Origin of the sequence: Dyella flagellata (assembly GCF_030160275.1) — a bacterium.
Lineage (GTDB): Bacteria > Pseudomonadota > Gammaproteobacteria > Xanthomonadales > Rhodanobacteraceae > Dyella_B > Dyella_B flagellata.
The window spans coordinates 187384-205212 of sequence record NZ_BSOA01000015.1 but is presented as its reverse complement, the minus strand read 5'-3'; the positions used below and the strand labels follow the sequence as shown (position 1 = coordinate 205212).

General features: G+C 60.0%; 6 protein-coding genes. 5 read left to right on the top strand and 1 reads right to left on the bottom strand.

Going from position 1 to position 17829, the window contains the following annotated elements:
- Positions 1-47 precede the first annotated feature (47 nt).
- From QQJ96_RS09845 to QQJ96_RS09835, 3 genes are all read left to right on the top strand, one after another.
- A complete protein-coding gene (locus QQJ96_RS09845; protein ID WP_284331818.1) occupies positions 48-14123 on the top strand; it encodes a beta strand repeat-containing protein in 14076 nt (4691 codons plus the stop codon).
- Positions 14113-14406, top strand: a complete 294-nt coding sequence (locus QQJ96_RS09840; protein ID WP_284331817.1) for a hypothetical protein — start codon at positions 14113-14115, stop codon at positions 14404-14406. Before QQJ96_RS09845 ends, QQJ96_RS09840 begins: the two co-directional genes overlap by 11 nt.
- A 179-nt stretch (positions 14407-14585) precedes the next feature.
- Entirely contained in the window at positions 14586-15275 is a 690-nt protein-coding gene (locus QQJ96_RS09835) for a transposase (protein ID WP_284331816.1), read from the top strand.
- A 218-nt stretch (positions 15276-15493) separates the two neighbouring features.
- Here the strand turns inward: QQJ96_RS09835 and QQJ96_RS09830 are convergent, their stop codons facing one another.
- Positions 15494-16180, bottom strand: coding sequence for a transposase (locus tag QQJ96_RS09830; RefSeq protein WP_284331815.1), 687 nt, complete (start codon positions 16178-16180; stop codon positions 15494-15496).
- Between the two features lie 272 nt (positions 16181-16452).
- Between QQJ96_RS09830 and QQJ96_RS09825 the strand changes: the two genes are divergently transcribed.
- Both QQJ96_RS09825 and QQJ96_RS09820 read left to right on the top strand, forming a co-directional pair.
- A complete protein-coding gene (locus QQJ96_RS09825) occupies positions 16453-16686 on the top strand; it encodes a hypothetical protein (protein ID WP_284331814.1) in 234 nt (77 codons plus the stop codon).
- A 93-nt stretch (positions 16687-16779) separates the two neighbouring features.
- Positions 16780-17637: a hypothetical protein gene (locus tag QQJ96_RS09820; RefSeq protein ID WP_284331813.1), complete on the top strand. Its 858-nt coding sequence runs from the start codon at positions 16780-16782 to the stop codon at positions 17635-17637.
- Positions 17638-17829: the final 192 nt, after the last annotated feature.

Sequence of the window (17829 nt, the reverse complement as noted above, 5' to 3'; positions counted from 1 at the left end):
CATGCCGGCGCAGCCGGCGCGCGTGGGATACATCGAGGATCGATGCCATGAAGGACACTGCTGCACGCAAGCTCGCCACGGCCACCACCTCCACGGTCTGGCGCCATTCCCTTCGCCGCCAGGCACTCTGGGCAGCGCTCACCTTGGCCCTCGGCCTGCCCGCTGCGCACGCGCAAACCACTCCGGATGGCGGCAGTCACACCAACGTGATCGCCGCGCCCAATGGCGTGCCCGTAGTCAACATCGCCGCACCCAATAACGCCGGCGTGTCGCACAACACGTACCAGCAGTTCAACGTCGGCAGCAACGGCCTGATCTTCAACAATAACGGCGCCGTCAGCAACACGAACTTGTCCGGCTATATCACCGGCAATCCGAACCTCGGCCCCGGCCAGTCCGCCGCGATCATCCTCAACGAAGTCACCTCCACCCAGCCCAGTCAATTGAATGGTGCGATGGAAGTGGCCGGCCGCGCGGCGCAAGTGATCGTGGCCAATCCCAACGGCATCACCTGCGGCGGCTGCGGCTTCATCAACGCGCCGCGCGGTACGCTGGTGACGGGTGTGCCGATTCTCGATGCGAACGGTGGCTTGTCCGGCTTCAACGTCCGCAGCGGCACCATCACCGTCAACTCGCAGGGTTTGCTCAGTAGCGAGACGGACCAGGTCGATCTGCTGGCGCGTGCAGTGGAGATCAACGCCGGCGTGTGGGCGCGCCAGCTCAATGTGGTCACCGGCAGCAATCGCGTCGACTACACCACCCTGGCCGCGCAACCCATCGCGGCCACTGGCGCAACACCCGCCGTGGCGCTGGACGTATCGGCACTGGGCGGCATGTATGCCAATGCCATCCGCCTGCTCGGCACCGAAGCTGGCCTCGGCGTAAACAGCCAGGGCCAAATCGCCGCACAAAGCGGTGATCTTTCGCTGACCAGTGCCGGCCAGGTAGTGCTTGGCGGCAAGACTACCGCCAGCGGCAACCTCAGCGTGCAAGCGGCGCAAGCCTTGAGCAACCAGGGCACGCTCGCCGCTGGTGGCGCGGTGAACATCAGCAGTGCGGACTTGAACAACAGTGGTGTGCTGTACAGCGGCTCCGCCATGAACTTGTCCGCCAATGGCCAGCTGAGCAACAGCGGCCAGATCAAGGCGCAGAACGGTGCGCTGACCGCACAGGCAGCTGGCGCGTTGAACAATACGGCCACCGGCAGCATCTACACGGGCGGCGCCATCAATCTGAGTGGCGCATCGTTCGGCAACGCCGGCGCGATCGAAACCGCGCAAAGCGCCAGCGTGCAGACCGGCGGCCATGCCGACAATAGCGGCATCCTGCAGACCGATGCCGGCGATCTGCTGATCCAGGCCAATTCGCTGGGCAACAGCGGTAGCCTGAGCGCCAACGGCAACGCAACTCTGAACGCCACCAGCGCCCTCAGCAGCACCGGTACGTCGATCGCCAGTCGCAACTTGACACTGAGTTCGGCGCAACTGACCACCGCCGGCACGGTGCAGGCGGGTGCTGCGCTGAGTTTGCAAGGCGGCACGCTGAGCAACAGCGGCAAGCTCTATGCGCTTGGCGGTGCGTGGACGGCAACGCTGAGCGGTGCATTTGCCGACCAAAGCGGCGGCGATGTGCATGCCAATCAGAACCTCGCCTTGAATGCAGCGTCGCTGACCAACGCTGGCAGCATCGAAGCGCAGCAGGGCAACGCTATCAATCTAGATGGCGCCCTGATCAACAGCGGCAAGCTGCAGTCCGATCAATCGGACGTCACGCTGGTCGCATCGAGCTTGTCCAACGGCGGCACGCTCAGCGCCTATCGCAATCTGCAAGCACAGCTGAGTGGCACGGCGCAAAACAGCGGTGTGCTGGTTACAGGCCAAGCCATCAACCTGTCGTCGACTTCCTTCGACAACCAGGCCAATGGACAAATCCAGAGCGGCACCGACCTGAACCTGTCGGCCGCAACGCAGAGCAACGAAGGCAGCGTCAACGCCAAAGGCAATGCCACCCTGGCAGGCGCCGATTTGAGCAACGCCAACGGTGCGCAATGGATGGCCGCCGGAACCCTCACGCTCAACCAGACCGGCAACGTAAGCAACGCAGGCTTGTTGCAAGCTGGCGGTGACCTGAGCATGCTGCACGCCGCGTCGCTCGCCAACAGCGGCACCTTCAATACCACCGGCAACGCTGTCCTCACGGCAAGCAGCTCGCTCAGCAGCACCGGCACGCTGCTCGCCAGCGGTAGCGTGAATCTAACCGCACCGCAGCTGGTTACTGCCGGTATTGTGCAAGCTGGTAGCGCGCTGACTTTGAGCGGCGGCACGCTGAGCAACAACGGCAAGCTGTATGCACTCGGCGGCGCCTGGGCGGCGACGCTGACGGGCGCAGCCACCAGCCAGTCGGCTGGCGACATCTACGGCAGCCAGAACCTTGTTTTGAACGCCGCGTCATTGACCAATGCCGGCAGCCTCGAAGCGCAGCAGGGCAATGCCATCAAGCTGGGCGGCGCGCTGATCAACAGCGGCAAGCTGCAGTCCGATCAAGCCGACCTCACGCTAATCGCATCGAGCCTGTCCAACAGCGGCACGCTCAGCGCGTATCACAACCTGCAAGCACAGCTAGGTGGCACGGCGCAGAACAGTGGCGTGCTGGTTACCGGGCAGGCGATCAACCTGTCGTCGAGTACCTTCGACAACCAGGCCAACGGACAAATCCAGAGCGGCACCGACCTGAACCTGTCGGCGGCCACGCAGAGCAACGAAGGCAGCATCAATGTCAAGGGCAATGCCGCCCTGACCGGCAGCGATCTGAGCAACGCCAACGGTGCGCAATGGATGGCCGCCGGAACCTTCACGCTCAACCAGGGCGGCAACGTAAGCAACGCCGGCTTGCTGCAGGCGGCTGGCGACCTGAGCATGCTGCACGCCGCATCGCTCACCAACAGCGGCATTTTTCAGAATGGGACAGGCAGCCTCACGCTCACCACCGGCACACTCGCCAATACCGGCACCCTGAGCACCAACGGAAGCGCCGTGCTCAACGCAAGCAGCAGCCTGAGCAGCACCGGCACACTGCTCGCCGTCGGCAACCTGAGCATGACGGCGCAGCAACTGAACACTGCCGGCACCGTGCAGGCTGGCAGTGCATTGAGCTTGAGCGGTGGCACGCTGAGCAACAACGGCAAGCTGTATGCACTCGGCGGCGCCTGGACGGCGACGTTGACGGGCGCTTTCACCAGCCAGTCCAACGGCGACGTCTATGGCAGCCAGGCCCTTGGGATCAAGGCAGCCTCGCTGACCAACGCGGGCAGCATCGAAGCGCAGCAAGCGAACACCCTTACCTTGGACGGCGCTTTGACCAACAGCGGCAAGCTGCAGTCCGACCAAGCCGACATCACACTCAACGCGGCAACGCTGGCCAACGCCGGCACGCTCAGCGCCTATCGCAACCTGCAAGCCCAGCTGAGCAGCACAGCGCAGAACAGCGGCGTGCTGGTCACCGGGCAAGCGATCAATCTGTCGTCGAGTTCTTTCGACAACCAGGCCAGCGGACAAATCCAGAGCGGCACCGACCTGAACCTTTCGGCCGCCACGCTCAACAACGAAGGCGCCGTCAACGTCAAAGGCAATGCCACGCTTTCCGGCACCACGTTGACCAATGCCAACGGCGCCCAATGGATCGCCGCCGGAACACTCACGCTCAATCAGACCGGTAACGTAAGCAATGCCGGCCTGCTGCAGGCGGCCGGCGATCTGGCCATGCGGCACGCCGCGGCGCTCACCAATAGCGGCACCCTGCAGAACGGCTCAGGTAACCTCACTCTCACCACGGGTGTGCTCGGCAACAGCGGCATCTTGAGTACCAATGGCAGTGCGGTGCTCAATGCAAGCAACAGCCTGACCAGCACCGGCGTACTGCAGGCTGGCGGCAATCTGAGCTTGACGGCGCCGCAGCTGACCACCGCAGGCGCCGTGCAAGCCGGTGGTGCACTGAGCTTGAGCGGCGGCACGCTGAGTAACGACGGCAAGCTATATGCACTTGGCGGCGCTTGGACGGCGATGCTGACGGGCGCGGCCATCAGCCAATCCAACGGTGACATCTACGGCAGTCAGGGCCTCGCGATCACGGCAGCCTCGCTGACCAACGCCGGCAGCATCGAAGCCAAGCAGGCCGATGCAGTCCAGCTTGGCGATGCCTTTGCCAACAGCGGCAAACTGCAATCGGATCAGGCCAATGTCAGTATCAACGCCGCCACGCTGGCCAACACCGGCACGCTCAGCGCCTACGGCAACCTGCAAGCGCAGCTGAGCAGCACGGCGCAGAACAGCGGTGTGCTGGTCACGGGCCAAGCCATCAACCTGACCGCGACCAGCTTTGACAACCAATCCGGTGGTCAGCTGCAGAGCGGGGGCGATCTTGCGCTTTCCGCCCCCACGCTGAGCAACGAAGGCAGCATCAACGCCAAGGGCAACACCACACTGGCGGGCACCGATCTGAGCAATGCCAGTGGCGCGCAGTGGATCGCCAGCGGCACGTTTACGCTAGGCCAAACCGGCAGCGTGAGCAATGCAGGCGTGCTGCAGGCTGGCAGCGACCTCGTCATGACGCATGCGGCTTCACTCGACAACGCGACCGGCGGCACGCTCTATGCGGGCCAGGATTTCAACCTCAGCCTGACTCGGGCACTGACCAATGGCGGCATGCTGTATGCTGCGCGCACCGCCACGTTCATGGCCGGTAGCGTGAACAACACCGGTACCTTGCGCAGCGCGGGCATGCTCACGCTCAGCAGCAACGGCAAGCTGGTAAGCAGCGGCGCGATCCAGGCGCAGCAGAACCTGAGCCTGCAAAGCGCCAGTGATTTCGCCAACAGCGGCGAGCTATATGCCATCAACGGCAGCCTTTCCGCGCAAGTGGGTGGCGTTTTCAGCTCCGCGATGGGCGGTGACATCTACAGCGGCCAGAACGTCACCTTCAACGCCAATAGCTTCGCCAATGCCGGCACGTTGGAAGCCAAGCAGGCGATCGGACTCACGGCGCAGGGCGGTGTCAGCAATAGCGGCACGCTGCAAGCGGACAATGGCAATCTCGTCGTCAGCGGCAGCTCGCTGGCTAACCAAGGTACGTTGAGTGCCACAGGTGCCACACAACTAAGCAGCACTGGCAACCTCAGCAACAGCGGCAAGCTGGTCACCGGTCAGACCCTTGCGCTGACCGGCGCAGGCGTCACAAACAGCGGGCAAATCCAAAGCGGCAGCAACGCCACGCTGCAGGCAGCAAACGTTACCAACAGCGGCAGTCTGCAAGCCGGCGGCAAGCTCGCTTTCCAACGCAACGCGACGCTGACCAACCAGACCGGCGGCTCGATCCTCGCTGCAGGCGATCTAAGCACTGATACCGCTACGCTGCTCGACAATGCCGGCGTCATCCAGGGCGGTGGCAATCTCAGCATCATCGGTACAGGTGCGGTCGACAACGAAGCAGGCGGTACGCTCTACGGCACGCAACTGACGACGCTGCAGCTTGGCGGTGCATTGAGCAATGCAGGCACGCTGTATGGCGCGCAAGGCTTCAACCTCACCGCCGCAAGCCTCACCAGCACCGGCAGCCTGCGCAGCGGCACCTCGCTCAGCATCACCACGCAAGGCAGTGCGAGCAACAGCGGCAACGCTTATGCGCTTGGCAATGCCATCTGGAACATTGGCGGCGCGTTTACCAACAACGGTGTGCTTGCAGCCTCCGGCAATACCACCCTCACGGCTGGCAGTCTCGGCGGCAACGGTACGTTGGCGGCGGGCTTGCAGGGCAATGGCACGCTAGGCAGCAGCGGCGATCTCACGCTGACTACCAGCGGCAACCTGGCCAACCACGGCCACGCGCTGGCGGCCGGCCATCTGAGCTTGACCGGCAGCGCGATCGATCTGTCCAACAGCCAGATGCGCGCCTCCAGCATCACCCTCAAAGCTACGCAGGGTGACATCAACAATACCGGTGGCGACTTGGCGGCCAACGGTCTGGTCAGCATCACCACGCCCGGCAGCTTGATCAACCTCGGCGCATCTTCCTCACAAGTCGCCAAGCTCAGCGCAGGCACGCTCGTGCTGCAGGCCGCTGCCTTGAACAACCAGTATGGCTCGCTGGTGCAGAGCGGTAGCAGCGATCTGAACTTGTCGTTCACCGGCGCCTTCGAGAATGCCGGTGGCACGCTGGCCACGAATGCGCAAAACCTCTCCATCAATGCCGCGTCGATCGACAACACCAGCGGCACCTTGCAGGCTGCCGGCAACGGCATGCTTGATCTCGTTACGTCCGGCGACCTCACCAACACCCATGGCAAGATCGCGGGCAATGGTGCGCTTACCCTGCAGAGCAATGGCACCCTGGGCAACAACGGTGGCCAACTGAGCGCTGCCGGCAACATCACCACCAAGGCCAATGCTTTCAGCAACGTGGTCGGCACGCTGATCGGCAACAACGTTGGCCTCACCATCGCGCAGGCGCTGACCAATACCGGTGGCGGCACGATCCAGGCCGGCGGCGCCTTGAGTGCGACTGCCAACAAGCTGGACAACAGCGGCGGCTTCATCAAGTTGACCGATGCGCAAGCCTTGAGTCTTGCCACTACCGGCACGCTTACCAACGGCGCGGGCGGCTTTATCGGTGGCAACGGTGTGGTAAATGTAAACAGCGGAAGCCTGATCAATACCGGACAGATCTACGCCGGCAACACCCTGGGCGTGACGGCGCAAGGCAATCTCGTCAACGACAACGGTGCCATGCAGGCGCAGGCTTCGGCTACCCTCACCAGCGGCGGCGCCCTCAGCAACCGCGCGGGCAAGATCGAAGCAGGCAGCGGCAATAGCAGTGCAACGTTGAACGTCAATGCGGCGAGCCTGGACAACACCAGCGGTCGTATCGCCGATACCGGCCAGGGCGCCAGCGCCATCTCGGTGGCGCAAAACTTAGGTAACGAGGGCGGCACCCTGGGCGGCCAGGGCGCGGTGACGCTTTCGGCGGCGAACCTGGACAACAACAACGCCGGCAAGCTGGTAGCGGGACAAGCGCTCGCGCTCTATCTCGGCGGCATGAGCAACGTCGGCGGAAGCGTCTATGCCGCCGGCGACATCAATTGGAACAACGGCGGCGCCACGCTGCAAAACACGCAAGGTTCGCTGCAGACCGGCGGCAATCTCAGCTTTGCCTTGGCCTCGGTGGCTAACGCCAATGGCACCTTGGCCAGCAACGGCAACAGCAATTTCAACTTGGGTCAACTCACCGGCATGGGCAAGGTGGCCGCAGGCCAGAGCCTATCCTTGAGCCTTGGCGGCGATTTCACCAACGTCGCCGGCAGCCAGCTAAGTGCCGGTAACGATCTCACACTTAACGTCGGCGGCAACTTCAGCAACGCAGCCGGCGCTACGCTGCAAGCGCCGAACAACCTTACCGTCACCGCCGCCAATATCGATAACGCAACCGGTGCCACGTTCATCAGCAATGGCACCACTACGCTGAGCACCGGTGGCACGCTCAGCAACGAAGGCAATATCAATGGCAACATCATCACGCTCAACGCTGGTGTGCTGACCAACACAGCAAACATTATTGGCGGCACCATCACCGCAACAGCGGGTTCGCTCACCAACGGCGCGGATCTGGGCCAAACCACCAGCAACAACCCGTACCAGGGCGCGATGATCGCCGGCAGCAACAGTGTCGCGCTGTATGTGGGCGGCACACTGCTCAATCGCGACGCCACCATCTTCACCACCGGCGACATCACCATCGCCGCCAACACTGCCGGTGGCGCGAGCCAGGCGGTCACCAACCTGTCCGGCGACATCGAAGCCAACGGCAGCGTCAGCATCAACACCAACCAGTTCACCAACCAGCGGCGCGTATTCCAGACAACTACCTATAACCTCACCGCCGGCGAACAAGCACAGAACACCAACACCGGTTCGCCGCAGGCGGCGTACCGCTACGACGATACCGACCCAACGCACCGTCCACCTTACGTCGCGGCCAGCCAAGTGCTGACCCAAGCGCAGCAAAATGCGTTGGAATCGTTCTGCGGTGGCCAGGGCACGCCGGGCAAGGATGGCGACCAGTGGTGCAACGGGAGCGCCATCAATGGCGACGCGCACAACATCCTGCACAACGATCTGCAATCGATCACCACGGCCACGCTCACGGCAGTACAGCGGCTCGCTGCCGCCAGCGCCCAAAGCAAACTGCTGGCCGGCGGCAACATCACGCTCAACGGCTCGGTGTTGAACGACAAGTCCACCATCGGCGCCGGCAACAACCTGACCATCAATGGCCAGAACGGCAACAACGGCGGTGGCGGTACCTCCAACGCCACCGTGCAGAACATCGCCTTCACCCCCACCGGTACGTTGAGCGAAAGCATCAATGAACAGACCGGCATTGAATACGTCAGCTTTAGCGGCGGTCGCCACTGGGCTTTCAAGGACTACGAAACCTGGGGCACCTACCAGGCCAGCGTGCAGACCGGCCTTGGCTCGAACCAGCCCGGCTGGATCACCTACAACGCCGGCCCCGGCCTTGCCGCGACCATGAGCGCAGGCAATACGGTGGCGATCACCGGGCAAACCATCACCAATACCAACGTGGGCGCCGACGGCAAGCCGGTGCAGCAGGTTTTGGGCCTGGGCGGCAACAGTGCCGGGCAGGCTGTGGGCGGTAGCGCGGCGGCGACGGTAGGCAGCGCCAGCGGTACCGGCGGTAGCGTCGGCAACATCGCCATCGGCAACCTGCCCGGCCAGGCGAGCGGCAGCTCGTTGGGTCTGGCGGGTGCGCGCAGTGTCGATCTTGGTTCGGGCTTGAAGGCACCGGGTCAGGCGCAGGATCTCGCACCGGGTACGGCAAGCGCACCTGGTGCCGGCAGCGGTTCGAACCTGCAGGCAGGAACCGGCGTAGCGCTGGGAACGGCGAGCGGGCGTAATGCCAGCAGTTCGTCGCTGCAGTCAGCCGGACAGGGCACCGCGCCGGGTACGGCGGGCGCACACAACGTCGGCACTGCAACCACGCCCTCGACGAGTTCCGCTTCGCTTGCGCCACCGCAAGTAGTCAACACGCTGGTCGGCCCGAACGCGACGATCAACCTGCCGCAAACCGGCCTGTACACCATCAACGTGCAGCCCGGCAGCCAGTTCCTGGTCGAAACCAACCCGCAGTTCACCCGCTACAGCAACTTCATCAGCAGCGATTACATGCTGCAGAAGCTGAGCCTCAATCCGCAACAGACCCAGCAACGCCTGGGCGATGGCTTCTACGAGCAGCAACGTGTGCTGGACCAGATCACCGAGCTGACCGGCCGCCGCTATCTGGCCGATGCCAGCGACGCGCTGGACCAGTATCGCGCTCTGATGAACAACGCGGTGCAGGTGGCGCAGCAGTTCAACCTGTCGGTGGGCGTAGCGCTTACGCCCGATCAAATGGCCAACCTCACCCAGGACATCGTGTGGCTGGTCAGCGTGAACGTGGACGGCCACCAGGTGCTGGAGCCGGTGGTCTACCTGAGTGCGGCCGATGCGAAGAATCTCGCCGCCAACGGCGCGACCATCGCCGGCAAGAACGTGATCCTGACCGCCAGCGGCGACATCACCAACAACGGCAGCATCGCGGCGAGCCAAAACGCGCAGCTCACCGCCAGCAACCTGCTCAACAGCGGCAGCATCAGCGCGGGCAATGATCTGAGCGTTACCGCTGCGCAAAACATCTTGAACGGCGGCACGCTCAAGGCCGGTGGCAACGTTTCGCTGGTCGCCGGTGGCGACGTACTCAGCGGCGTAAACGTGGCCCAAAGCCTGGGTGCCATCCAGGTCAATGGCCTGACTTCGCAATTGAGCCCAGTAGCGCTCAGCAACCTGTCGCTACCCGGCAGCATCAGTGCTAGTGGCAGCCTGAGCATCAGCGCCGGCCGCGATTTGAAACTGGACACCGCCCCCGTAACGGCAGGCGGCAACCTCAGCCTGGCTGCCGGTCGTGACCTCACCACCACCGCCACGGCCATCAATGCGGGTGGCAGTGCGCAATTGCTGGCTGGCCGTGATCTCGACTTGCTGGCCACCGGCACCACCACGCATGTCGGTACACAGCGCAATGGCACCGAGTCCGTCACGCACACGGTCAGCGCGCTTCAAGCAGCAGGCGGCGTAACCCTGCTGGCCGGCCGCGACGTTACCAGCCAGGGCGCGCAAGTCACCGGCAGCACCATCGCCTTGGGCGCCGGCCACGACATCAACCTGCAAGCCGCGACCGACACCACCACGACCAGCACGGACAACTTCCAGCACCACACCGAAACCAGCACCGGAAAGAGTGACCAGCAAGTACGCGGCACCACCCTTACCGGCAGCAACGGTATCAGCCTGGCTGCGGCGCATGACCTCACCATCACGGCGGGGCAGCTCAACAGCGCCAATGGCAATGTGGCGCTAAGTGCGGGCAACAACCTTACGTTGGCGGCAGCGCAGGAAGTGCACAGCAGCTACGTGGATACGAGCACGCACCAGAGCAGCTTGTTCTCCAGCAGCAGTACGCACACCCACGACGCTACCAGTGATAGCAATGCCGTTGGTACGGCGATCAGCGGCAACAACGTGACGCTGGCGGCCGGCAACAACCTAGCCACCGAGGCTGCGCAGCTCACGGCCAACAAGGCGCTGACCCTTAGCGCCGTCAATGACGTCACCCTCGGTGCTGGCGAGAACACGCACACTGAAGAGCACGACTACAGCCACAGCAGCTTCAACTTCTTCAGCGACAGCAGCAAGCGCTTTGGCTCGGTCGATCCGGAGTGGCGCAGCAATCAAAGCAGCACCACCATCAACCAGACCAACAGCGTTGGCAGCACGCTATCCGGCGACACCGTCACGGTGGCTGCAGGTCATGACCTCACTGGCACTGCCGTGCAGGTTGCTGGTACGCACGACGTCACCCTGGCAGCGGGCAACAACCTCACCCTCAATGCGGGCAAGGACACGTATACCGAAACGCAATCCAGCGGTACGAGTCATACCGGGTTGATGAATGGTGGCGGCTTCAGCGTATTGATTGGCAATAAGTCGACGGCGACCACCAGCACCGACAAGGAAGTGAGCTACACCGGTAGTCTGGTGGGTAGCACCGATGGTGCCGTCACATTGACTGCCGGTAACAACGTGCATATCACTGGCAGTGACGTGCTGAGCCAGACAGCGACCAATATCGTTGGCAAGAACGTGACCATCGATGCCGCTGTAGGTAGCCAGGATTTCACGCAAACGCAGAAGCAGAGCAGTGCCGGTATCAGCGTAGGCTTGACGGGCGGGGCAGCAACGGCTGCGCAAACGCTAGCCGCAGACGTCCATGGCGCCTCCGCCAGCAGTAGCGATTCGCGCTTGAAGGCGCTGTATGCGATGCAAGCGGCACAGACCCTATTCTCTCCCGGCGCGGGTAACGCCATGGGACTGCAAGGCCAAACCGGTGCGCAGGCGTTGAGTAGCGGTAGCACGCAAGGTATCAGCCTTCGCATCGGCATCGGTGGCGGCAGTTCCACCAGCACTGGCAAAACTCACGATGACGCTGCTTACGGTAGCAAGATCAGTAGCACTGGCGACGTCAACATCGCCGCCACCGGCGGCGACGTGAACGTGATCGGCAGCCAGATCAAGGGCAACAACGTTGCCCTGTCGGCCACCAACAATATCAACCTGCTCAGCCAGGCCGAACAGCACACGCAGAGCAACAACAGTCACAACGCCAGCGGCGAGGTGGGCCTAAGCATCGGCCAAACCACCGGCATCTACCTGAGCGCCTCGGCGGGGGAATCCATCGCTCACGGCAATGGCACCACCCATACCGATAGCGTGGTCAGCGCCCAAAACACGTTGACCATGCTCAGCGGCAACGACACCACCATCAAGGGTGCCCAGGCGACCGGCAACAGCGTATTGGCCAACATCGGTGGCAACCTCAACGTTGCCAGTGAGCAGGACACCAATGATTACGCTAGCCACAGCATCCAGGGTGGTATCACGCTGGTCTATGGCTGGGGCAGCAGTGGCGGAGTGGGCGTCAGCGGCAATCTGGCGGCCAGCAAGGCGAACAGCAACTACGCCAGCGTGACGCAGATGAGCGGTATCGGAGCCGGTAATGGTGGTTTCAATATCAATGTGGGCGGGAATACCGACCTCAAAGGGGCGGCGATCGCCAGCAGTGCCAGCGGGGAAAAAAACATTCTCGACACTGGCAGCCTGAGCTTCAGCGACATCCAGAACCATGAGAAATCCAGCGCTGAGAGCATTAGCGTAGGTGGCGGTATGGGCACTGGCGGCTTGTCTGGGATGACCGGCTTCAGCCCCGGGATAGGTATTCCACAGAACAGCAACAAGAGCAGCACTACTCAGGCGGGAATTGCGCAGGGCAGCGTCGTGGTACGTGATAATCCGAGCCAGGATCTCAGCGGGCTCAATCGCAATGTAAGCTTGGGTGACGCGAACGGGCTGACCAACACTCTTGATCCGAACAAAGTCGCGCAGAATCAGCAGGCGGGGATGTTGGCGGGACAAGTCGGCATGACCGCGGTGGGAGACATCTCCAGCTACATGGCCAATCACGCATCCACGGATGCCGAAAAGAAGGCCTGGAGTGACGGCGGTGCAAATAAGACCTTACTGCACGGTCTGGTGGGGGCTGCGACCGCAGCATTAGGCGGTGGCGACGCCCTGCAGGGAGCCCTAGGTGCGGCCGCCAGTGAGAAAGCCAGTGCAGCGATGCAGCAATATCTGGACGACCATAACATTACCGATCCGGTGCAGCGCAATCTCCTGATGCAATTGGGCAGCACCGCGATCGGTGGGGTCGTGGGTGGCGGTGCAGGAGCCTCTACAGCCCTTTCTGGCGAACTGTACAACCGAGAGCTGCATGTTGATGAAACTGCTCGACTGAAACAATTGGAACAAGGTCAAAGCCAAGAGGAAATCCAAAAGCTCCAAGCAGCAGCGTGCGCACTGACTCATTGCGCTGATGGAGTATCAACAAGCGATCCCAATTATCAAATCCTGATGGCCCTCCAGACGTTGGGAAGTTCAGATGCGCTGATTTCGGAGAGAGATTTGCTAGCCAGTCAAAGGGACGCCAGCGGCAACTTCATGTTTGGCTACAGCTTCTTCAACGGCGGGCTCTCTGACTGGAATGGTCGCAATCAAGCATCAACGCGCGCGTTAGGTGGCTTGCAAATGGTGGGTGGTAGCCTAGAGACCCTAGGTGGCGGGTTGATGGCGACAACCTGTGAAACTGGCATTGGTTGTGTGGCTGCTATGTATATAGGAGGCGCCGGTTTGGACAACGCGGCGGCCGGGGCTAACACGATGGTGACGGGGCGCTTTACCACAACCTTGGGCCAGCAAGCGCTTCAATCTCTTGGTCTATCGCCAAACGCAGCAGCTGTCATTTACGGTGCTTCACAATTGGTACCTGCCGGCGTAGAAGCTTACACCGCAAATGCTAGCGTCAATGCCTGGGCTGCTAGTAATCAAGCTGCAAAGCTTTCTTACACGTCAATTGAACAGTTTAATGCACAGGGTCTCCAGATCACGTCAGAAATCATGCAGACACCACAAGCACAGGCGATTTATAGCCAATATGTAGCCGCAGGCGTTTCTCCGGCAAAAGCTTCAGAATATACGGCGAGCTTGCTGCAAACTGGGGTTGATTTGCCAACATCAATGAATGTCGGGTCCGACTTTGAGTTGATTAAGCTCGTTCCCAAGAATGCTTCGGGCGGTGATGCTATAAGTGGACATTCCGCCTATTTCGTCACCCGAGCGCAATATGATGCTTTGTCACAACTTCCTCCGCAGCAGATAGCCAATCAACTTGGTTTGCCTGCAGAACAGGCTATTCGAGGAGGTCAACTCGGTTTTGATGTCTATGCGATGCATCCACTCCCTGGTACAGAGCAAACAGTGTTCACCAGCGAAATCGCGCCTGTGACGCAAGGTGGCTATTCAGCGTCAGGCGGAGCACAGCAAGCGTTAATTCCAAACAGATCTGGTTGGACAGACCCCAATGCCAACAAGATAGGCGAAATTTCGGGAGGCACCAGTGGACACTAAAAAATTGAAGCAATGTGCAGAACATCTCGAGGCTTCCTTGTTGTCACATCAAGGTGAGAGCAAGGACGTGGACTTCTTGATCGGTTTGACTGGTTTGAGCAAAGCAATATGCGACGCAAAAAACGAAATGATAAAAGAGCCTCGTGATCCAGGGTTGGGCATCGGTGTATGGATGCTTGAGTCCAACATCGACAAATTTGAGGACATTTCCAATCTATTGGCCGAATTCCGCATTCTTTTGAGAGGATGGGAGTTGCCCGAAAAGCCTTCTTGGGAGCATTGATCCCGGCAAAACGCGGCGACGGTAGGCCGCGCTAGCGGTTGCCCCGTCCGCGTCCGCCAAGTAGAGCGTCAAAGGGGTCAGAACCCTTTTCCGACAGGTGGCAGCGGAGTTAGCCGGCATATTTCGCGATGCACGAGGTGGCAGGCTGATCTCCCTCTCATGCTGGCAGCCTCCTCCTCATGCCACGCCAACCTCGTCTCGACATGGCAGGATTACCGCAGCATGTCGTTCAACGCGGAAACAACCGGCAACCTTGCTTCCTACGCGACCAAGATTACCGCTGCTACCATCAGCTATTGCGCGAGGCTTGCCGGCAGCAGAATTGCCTGGTGCACGCTTATGTCTTGATGACCAATCACGTACACATGCTCATTACTCCGAGTGCCAAGGGCGCGCTGTCGCGATGCATGCAAGCGCTCGGGCGACGGTACGTTACCTATTTCAATAAGACCTATCATCGAACCGGCACTTTATGGGAAGGTTGGTACAAAGCGGGTTTGGTTGATAACGAGACGTACCTTTTGACGTGTTATCGGTACATCGAACTGAACCCAGTAAGAGCTGCCATGGTTGCCAGCCCCGAGGACTATCCGTGGACGAGCTTTCACGCCAACGCCTTGGGGTTGGGTGATCCGCTGGTTCATCCACACAGCGCGTACTTAAACCTTGGGATGAACGCCGAGGAAAGGCAGGCTGCCTATCGTGAGCTATTCAAAGAAGCTCTTAGTGACGACCAATTGCTTGATATACGGACCTATCTCCAACAGCAGCGTGCACTAGGAACCAACCGTTTTCAGGTGGCCATTGAAGCCGAACTTGGCCGCGTAGCGAAAGTTCGGCCTCGTGGTAGACCTAGAAAAGTGTTCTGACCCCTTATTTCGACCCCTTATTTCTGCGGAGAGGCTTCACTATCTTTGCCGGATCGGCAAACGAGGTGATGGCCATACAGAGTGAACTAAAGTCAGTTGGCGTCGAATTTAGAATTGAACCACCTCTACCATGGTAAAAGAGCAGATTGAGCTTGGGCTTATGGCTAGGCGTCCAAATAGTGGATGGCCACGATTTCCCCGATAGGCTCATTTGATCCCTACCAGTAATCATAAGGCGTCGAATACCTCCTCCTAGGTCGTCTTTGAAGCCTCATTCTCGCAGCACGCTCAAGTTCCGCCTCAACGGCTTCACGAAACTGACGGGTTCCTAGAGTGCGTTGCAACTCGATATGTTCGCGTATCTCTTTCAGCCTTTGATCGCCGATGACCTGCCTGAAAAGCTCGCGATAGGAGGCTTGTCTTTCCTCCGGCGTTGATCCGAGTGCCAGGTACTCCTGATGAGGGCGGATCAGGCTGTCGAGCGCCCCCAATGCATTGGCGTGATAGCTGGTCCATATGTATTGCTCTGGATCGGCCACCAAGGTGGCACGCACGGGTTTGAGTTCAATGTATCGATAGCAGGTCAGCAAATAGCTTTGGATGTCGACGAAGCAGGATTTATAGCCTTCCTCCCAAAGCGGATCGTTGCGGCGGTAGGTGTGGTTGAAGTAGGTGACGTATCGATGGGCCAAGGAGCGCATGGATGCTTCTATGGCACCTTTGATATTCGCAGTGATCAGCAGGTGCACGTGGTTGCTCATGAGTGCGTAGGCATGTACCAGGCAGCCGTGTTTTTGTGTCTCCTCAAGCAGCTGGTGCAGATACCATCGATAGTCCTCCGGACGAAGAAAGCATGATTGCCCTTCGCTCCCACGTTGGACGACATGCTGGGGAACGGTTGTCATGTCAAGATGAGATAGGCTTCGCATGATGTAGGTGAAGCGGAAAGGTGGACTGAAGTCCAGTTTCTCGTCCCTTCAATCGTTTGGATGTCGGCTCTCACCGCTAATGCGGGTCGGAAAAACGACCTCGATATCTGGGTAGTCCTCAGATTACGCCTACATGTCTTTGGGACGGGACTGGAGGCGTTCCAAGTCAAACTCTCTTGGCATCGCGAAGCTTGGCGGATAGCTTCAACATTCGAGAAACGGAGAACGCTCGGCGTCGTTCTCTGCCAATGAGACCATTCGACAAACTCAGGTGTCTGGCGCCGTTCTCAAGCTTTCGGGCGGCTAAACATGGAATTTGGCATGTCTTCGTCCACTGGAAAATTTATGTGGTGGAGAATGAGCATGAGGCAAAGATCGTGTTCAGTCGCGAAAGCTCTTTGCTGCTTAATAAAGCAACGCTGCGTGTCGGCGAATTCGATGCCGCCTTTGGCGAAGCCTATGAGCACTTGGATGCCGCGTAAGAGAGAACAATTTCATAGATGGTTTCATGACCTGAGGCGTAGCGATAACACGGGGCAACACGAAATTTTCCTCACTTTTACTGGACGTCAGGTATGACAGTACGCATATCTCTCAAATCAGCCATGCTGGTAGGTGGTCGGTATCACTACCAGGGGAAATTACTTTCCGGCGTTGGCTTTGCCATCGATCAACAAGGATCGGTGGCCGCCTCGCTGATCGAAGATGGGCTCGTTGTCGGGCGTTACCGCTCCATTTGTGTGGCTGACGACCGTGGATACCCGCAAATAGATGCGCGGGGCCAGCTATTGGACTACCAGCTGATCACCTACCAAGGTGATCCTTACACGGGGGTTGCCTACGAATTCATTGGCGGTCAATGCGGAATCGAGGCCTTTGTCAGGAATGGCGTGATCTGGAATCAGGCACACTGGAGCAATGAAGGGCGCTTCATTTATCTCGATATTCCGAATGAGGAGTTTGGAGAAGCCTATCATTGGCATCCAAATGGCAGGTTGAAAACGGCGAACATATCTACCAATAGCGGATTCTTTGGCTCTATCGGTTTCGATGAACATGCCCGCATGAATCACCTGAGTGGTTACAAAGGCTTCCTCAAGTCGGTCGAATACATATCATCCAAGGCAGCGCCATTCTTCCCGTTCGAAAGCACGGCTGATATCGACCAGATGACCTTCGCATGCAAGCTGCGTCTGTCTGGCGGGGACGTGGACGATGTCTTCTTTGAATCAATAAGTCACAACAAGAGCATCGGCAGGGTTATTTCGTTGCATCTGAATAGCGTACAAATGACGTCGCCCGACTTGCGACGTTTTGTTTCCCTGGAGGAAGTGCACGTGCAAAGCACGGATCATTCGGGAATCAGCTTGGCAACGTATTTAAAGCAGGCTTATCCGACTATGCGGGTTTTAGCGGATCGAATTAAATTGTGAGCCTGGTATTGCAAGGCGGAGCCAGGTGCTACACCGTCAAGCCAAGGGGAAAGTCGAGGGGAACGCCGGGCTGGTTGAGCTGCCGGAAAGCGGCGTGACACTGGCTTGAAACTCTTCGAAGTATCGTAGGGAATGCAGCAAACGCTATGTCGTGAGCGTGTTGGGGGGATGGGGTGATCATTGGAATAGATC

Excerpts from the sequence above, each read along its gene's own strand:
- QQJ96_RS09845 (WP_284331818.1), top strand. The coding sequence starts at position 48 with ATGAAGGACACTGCTGCACGCAAGCTCGCCACGGCCACCACCTCCACG.
- QQJ96_RS09830 (WP_284331815.1), bottom strand. The coding sequence starts at position 16,180 with ATGACAACCGTTCCCCAGCATGTCGTCCAACGTGGGAGCGAAGGGCAA.
- QQJ96_RS09835 (WP_284331816.1), top strand. The coding sequence starts at position 14,586 with ATGCCACGCCAACCTCGTCTCGACATGGCAGGATTACCGCAGCATGTC.
- QQJ96_RS09825 (WP_284331814.1), top strand. The coding sequence starts at position 16,453 with ATGAGACCATTCGACAAACTCAGGTGTCTGGCGCCGTTCTCAAGCTTT.
- QQJ96_RS09820 (WP_284331813.1), top strand. The coding sequence starts at position 16,780 with ATGACAGTACGCATATCTCTCAAATCAGCCATGCTGGTAGGTGGTCGG.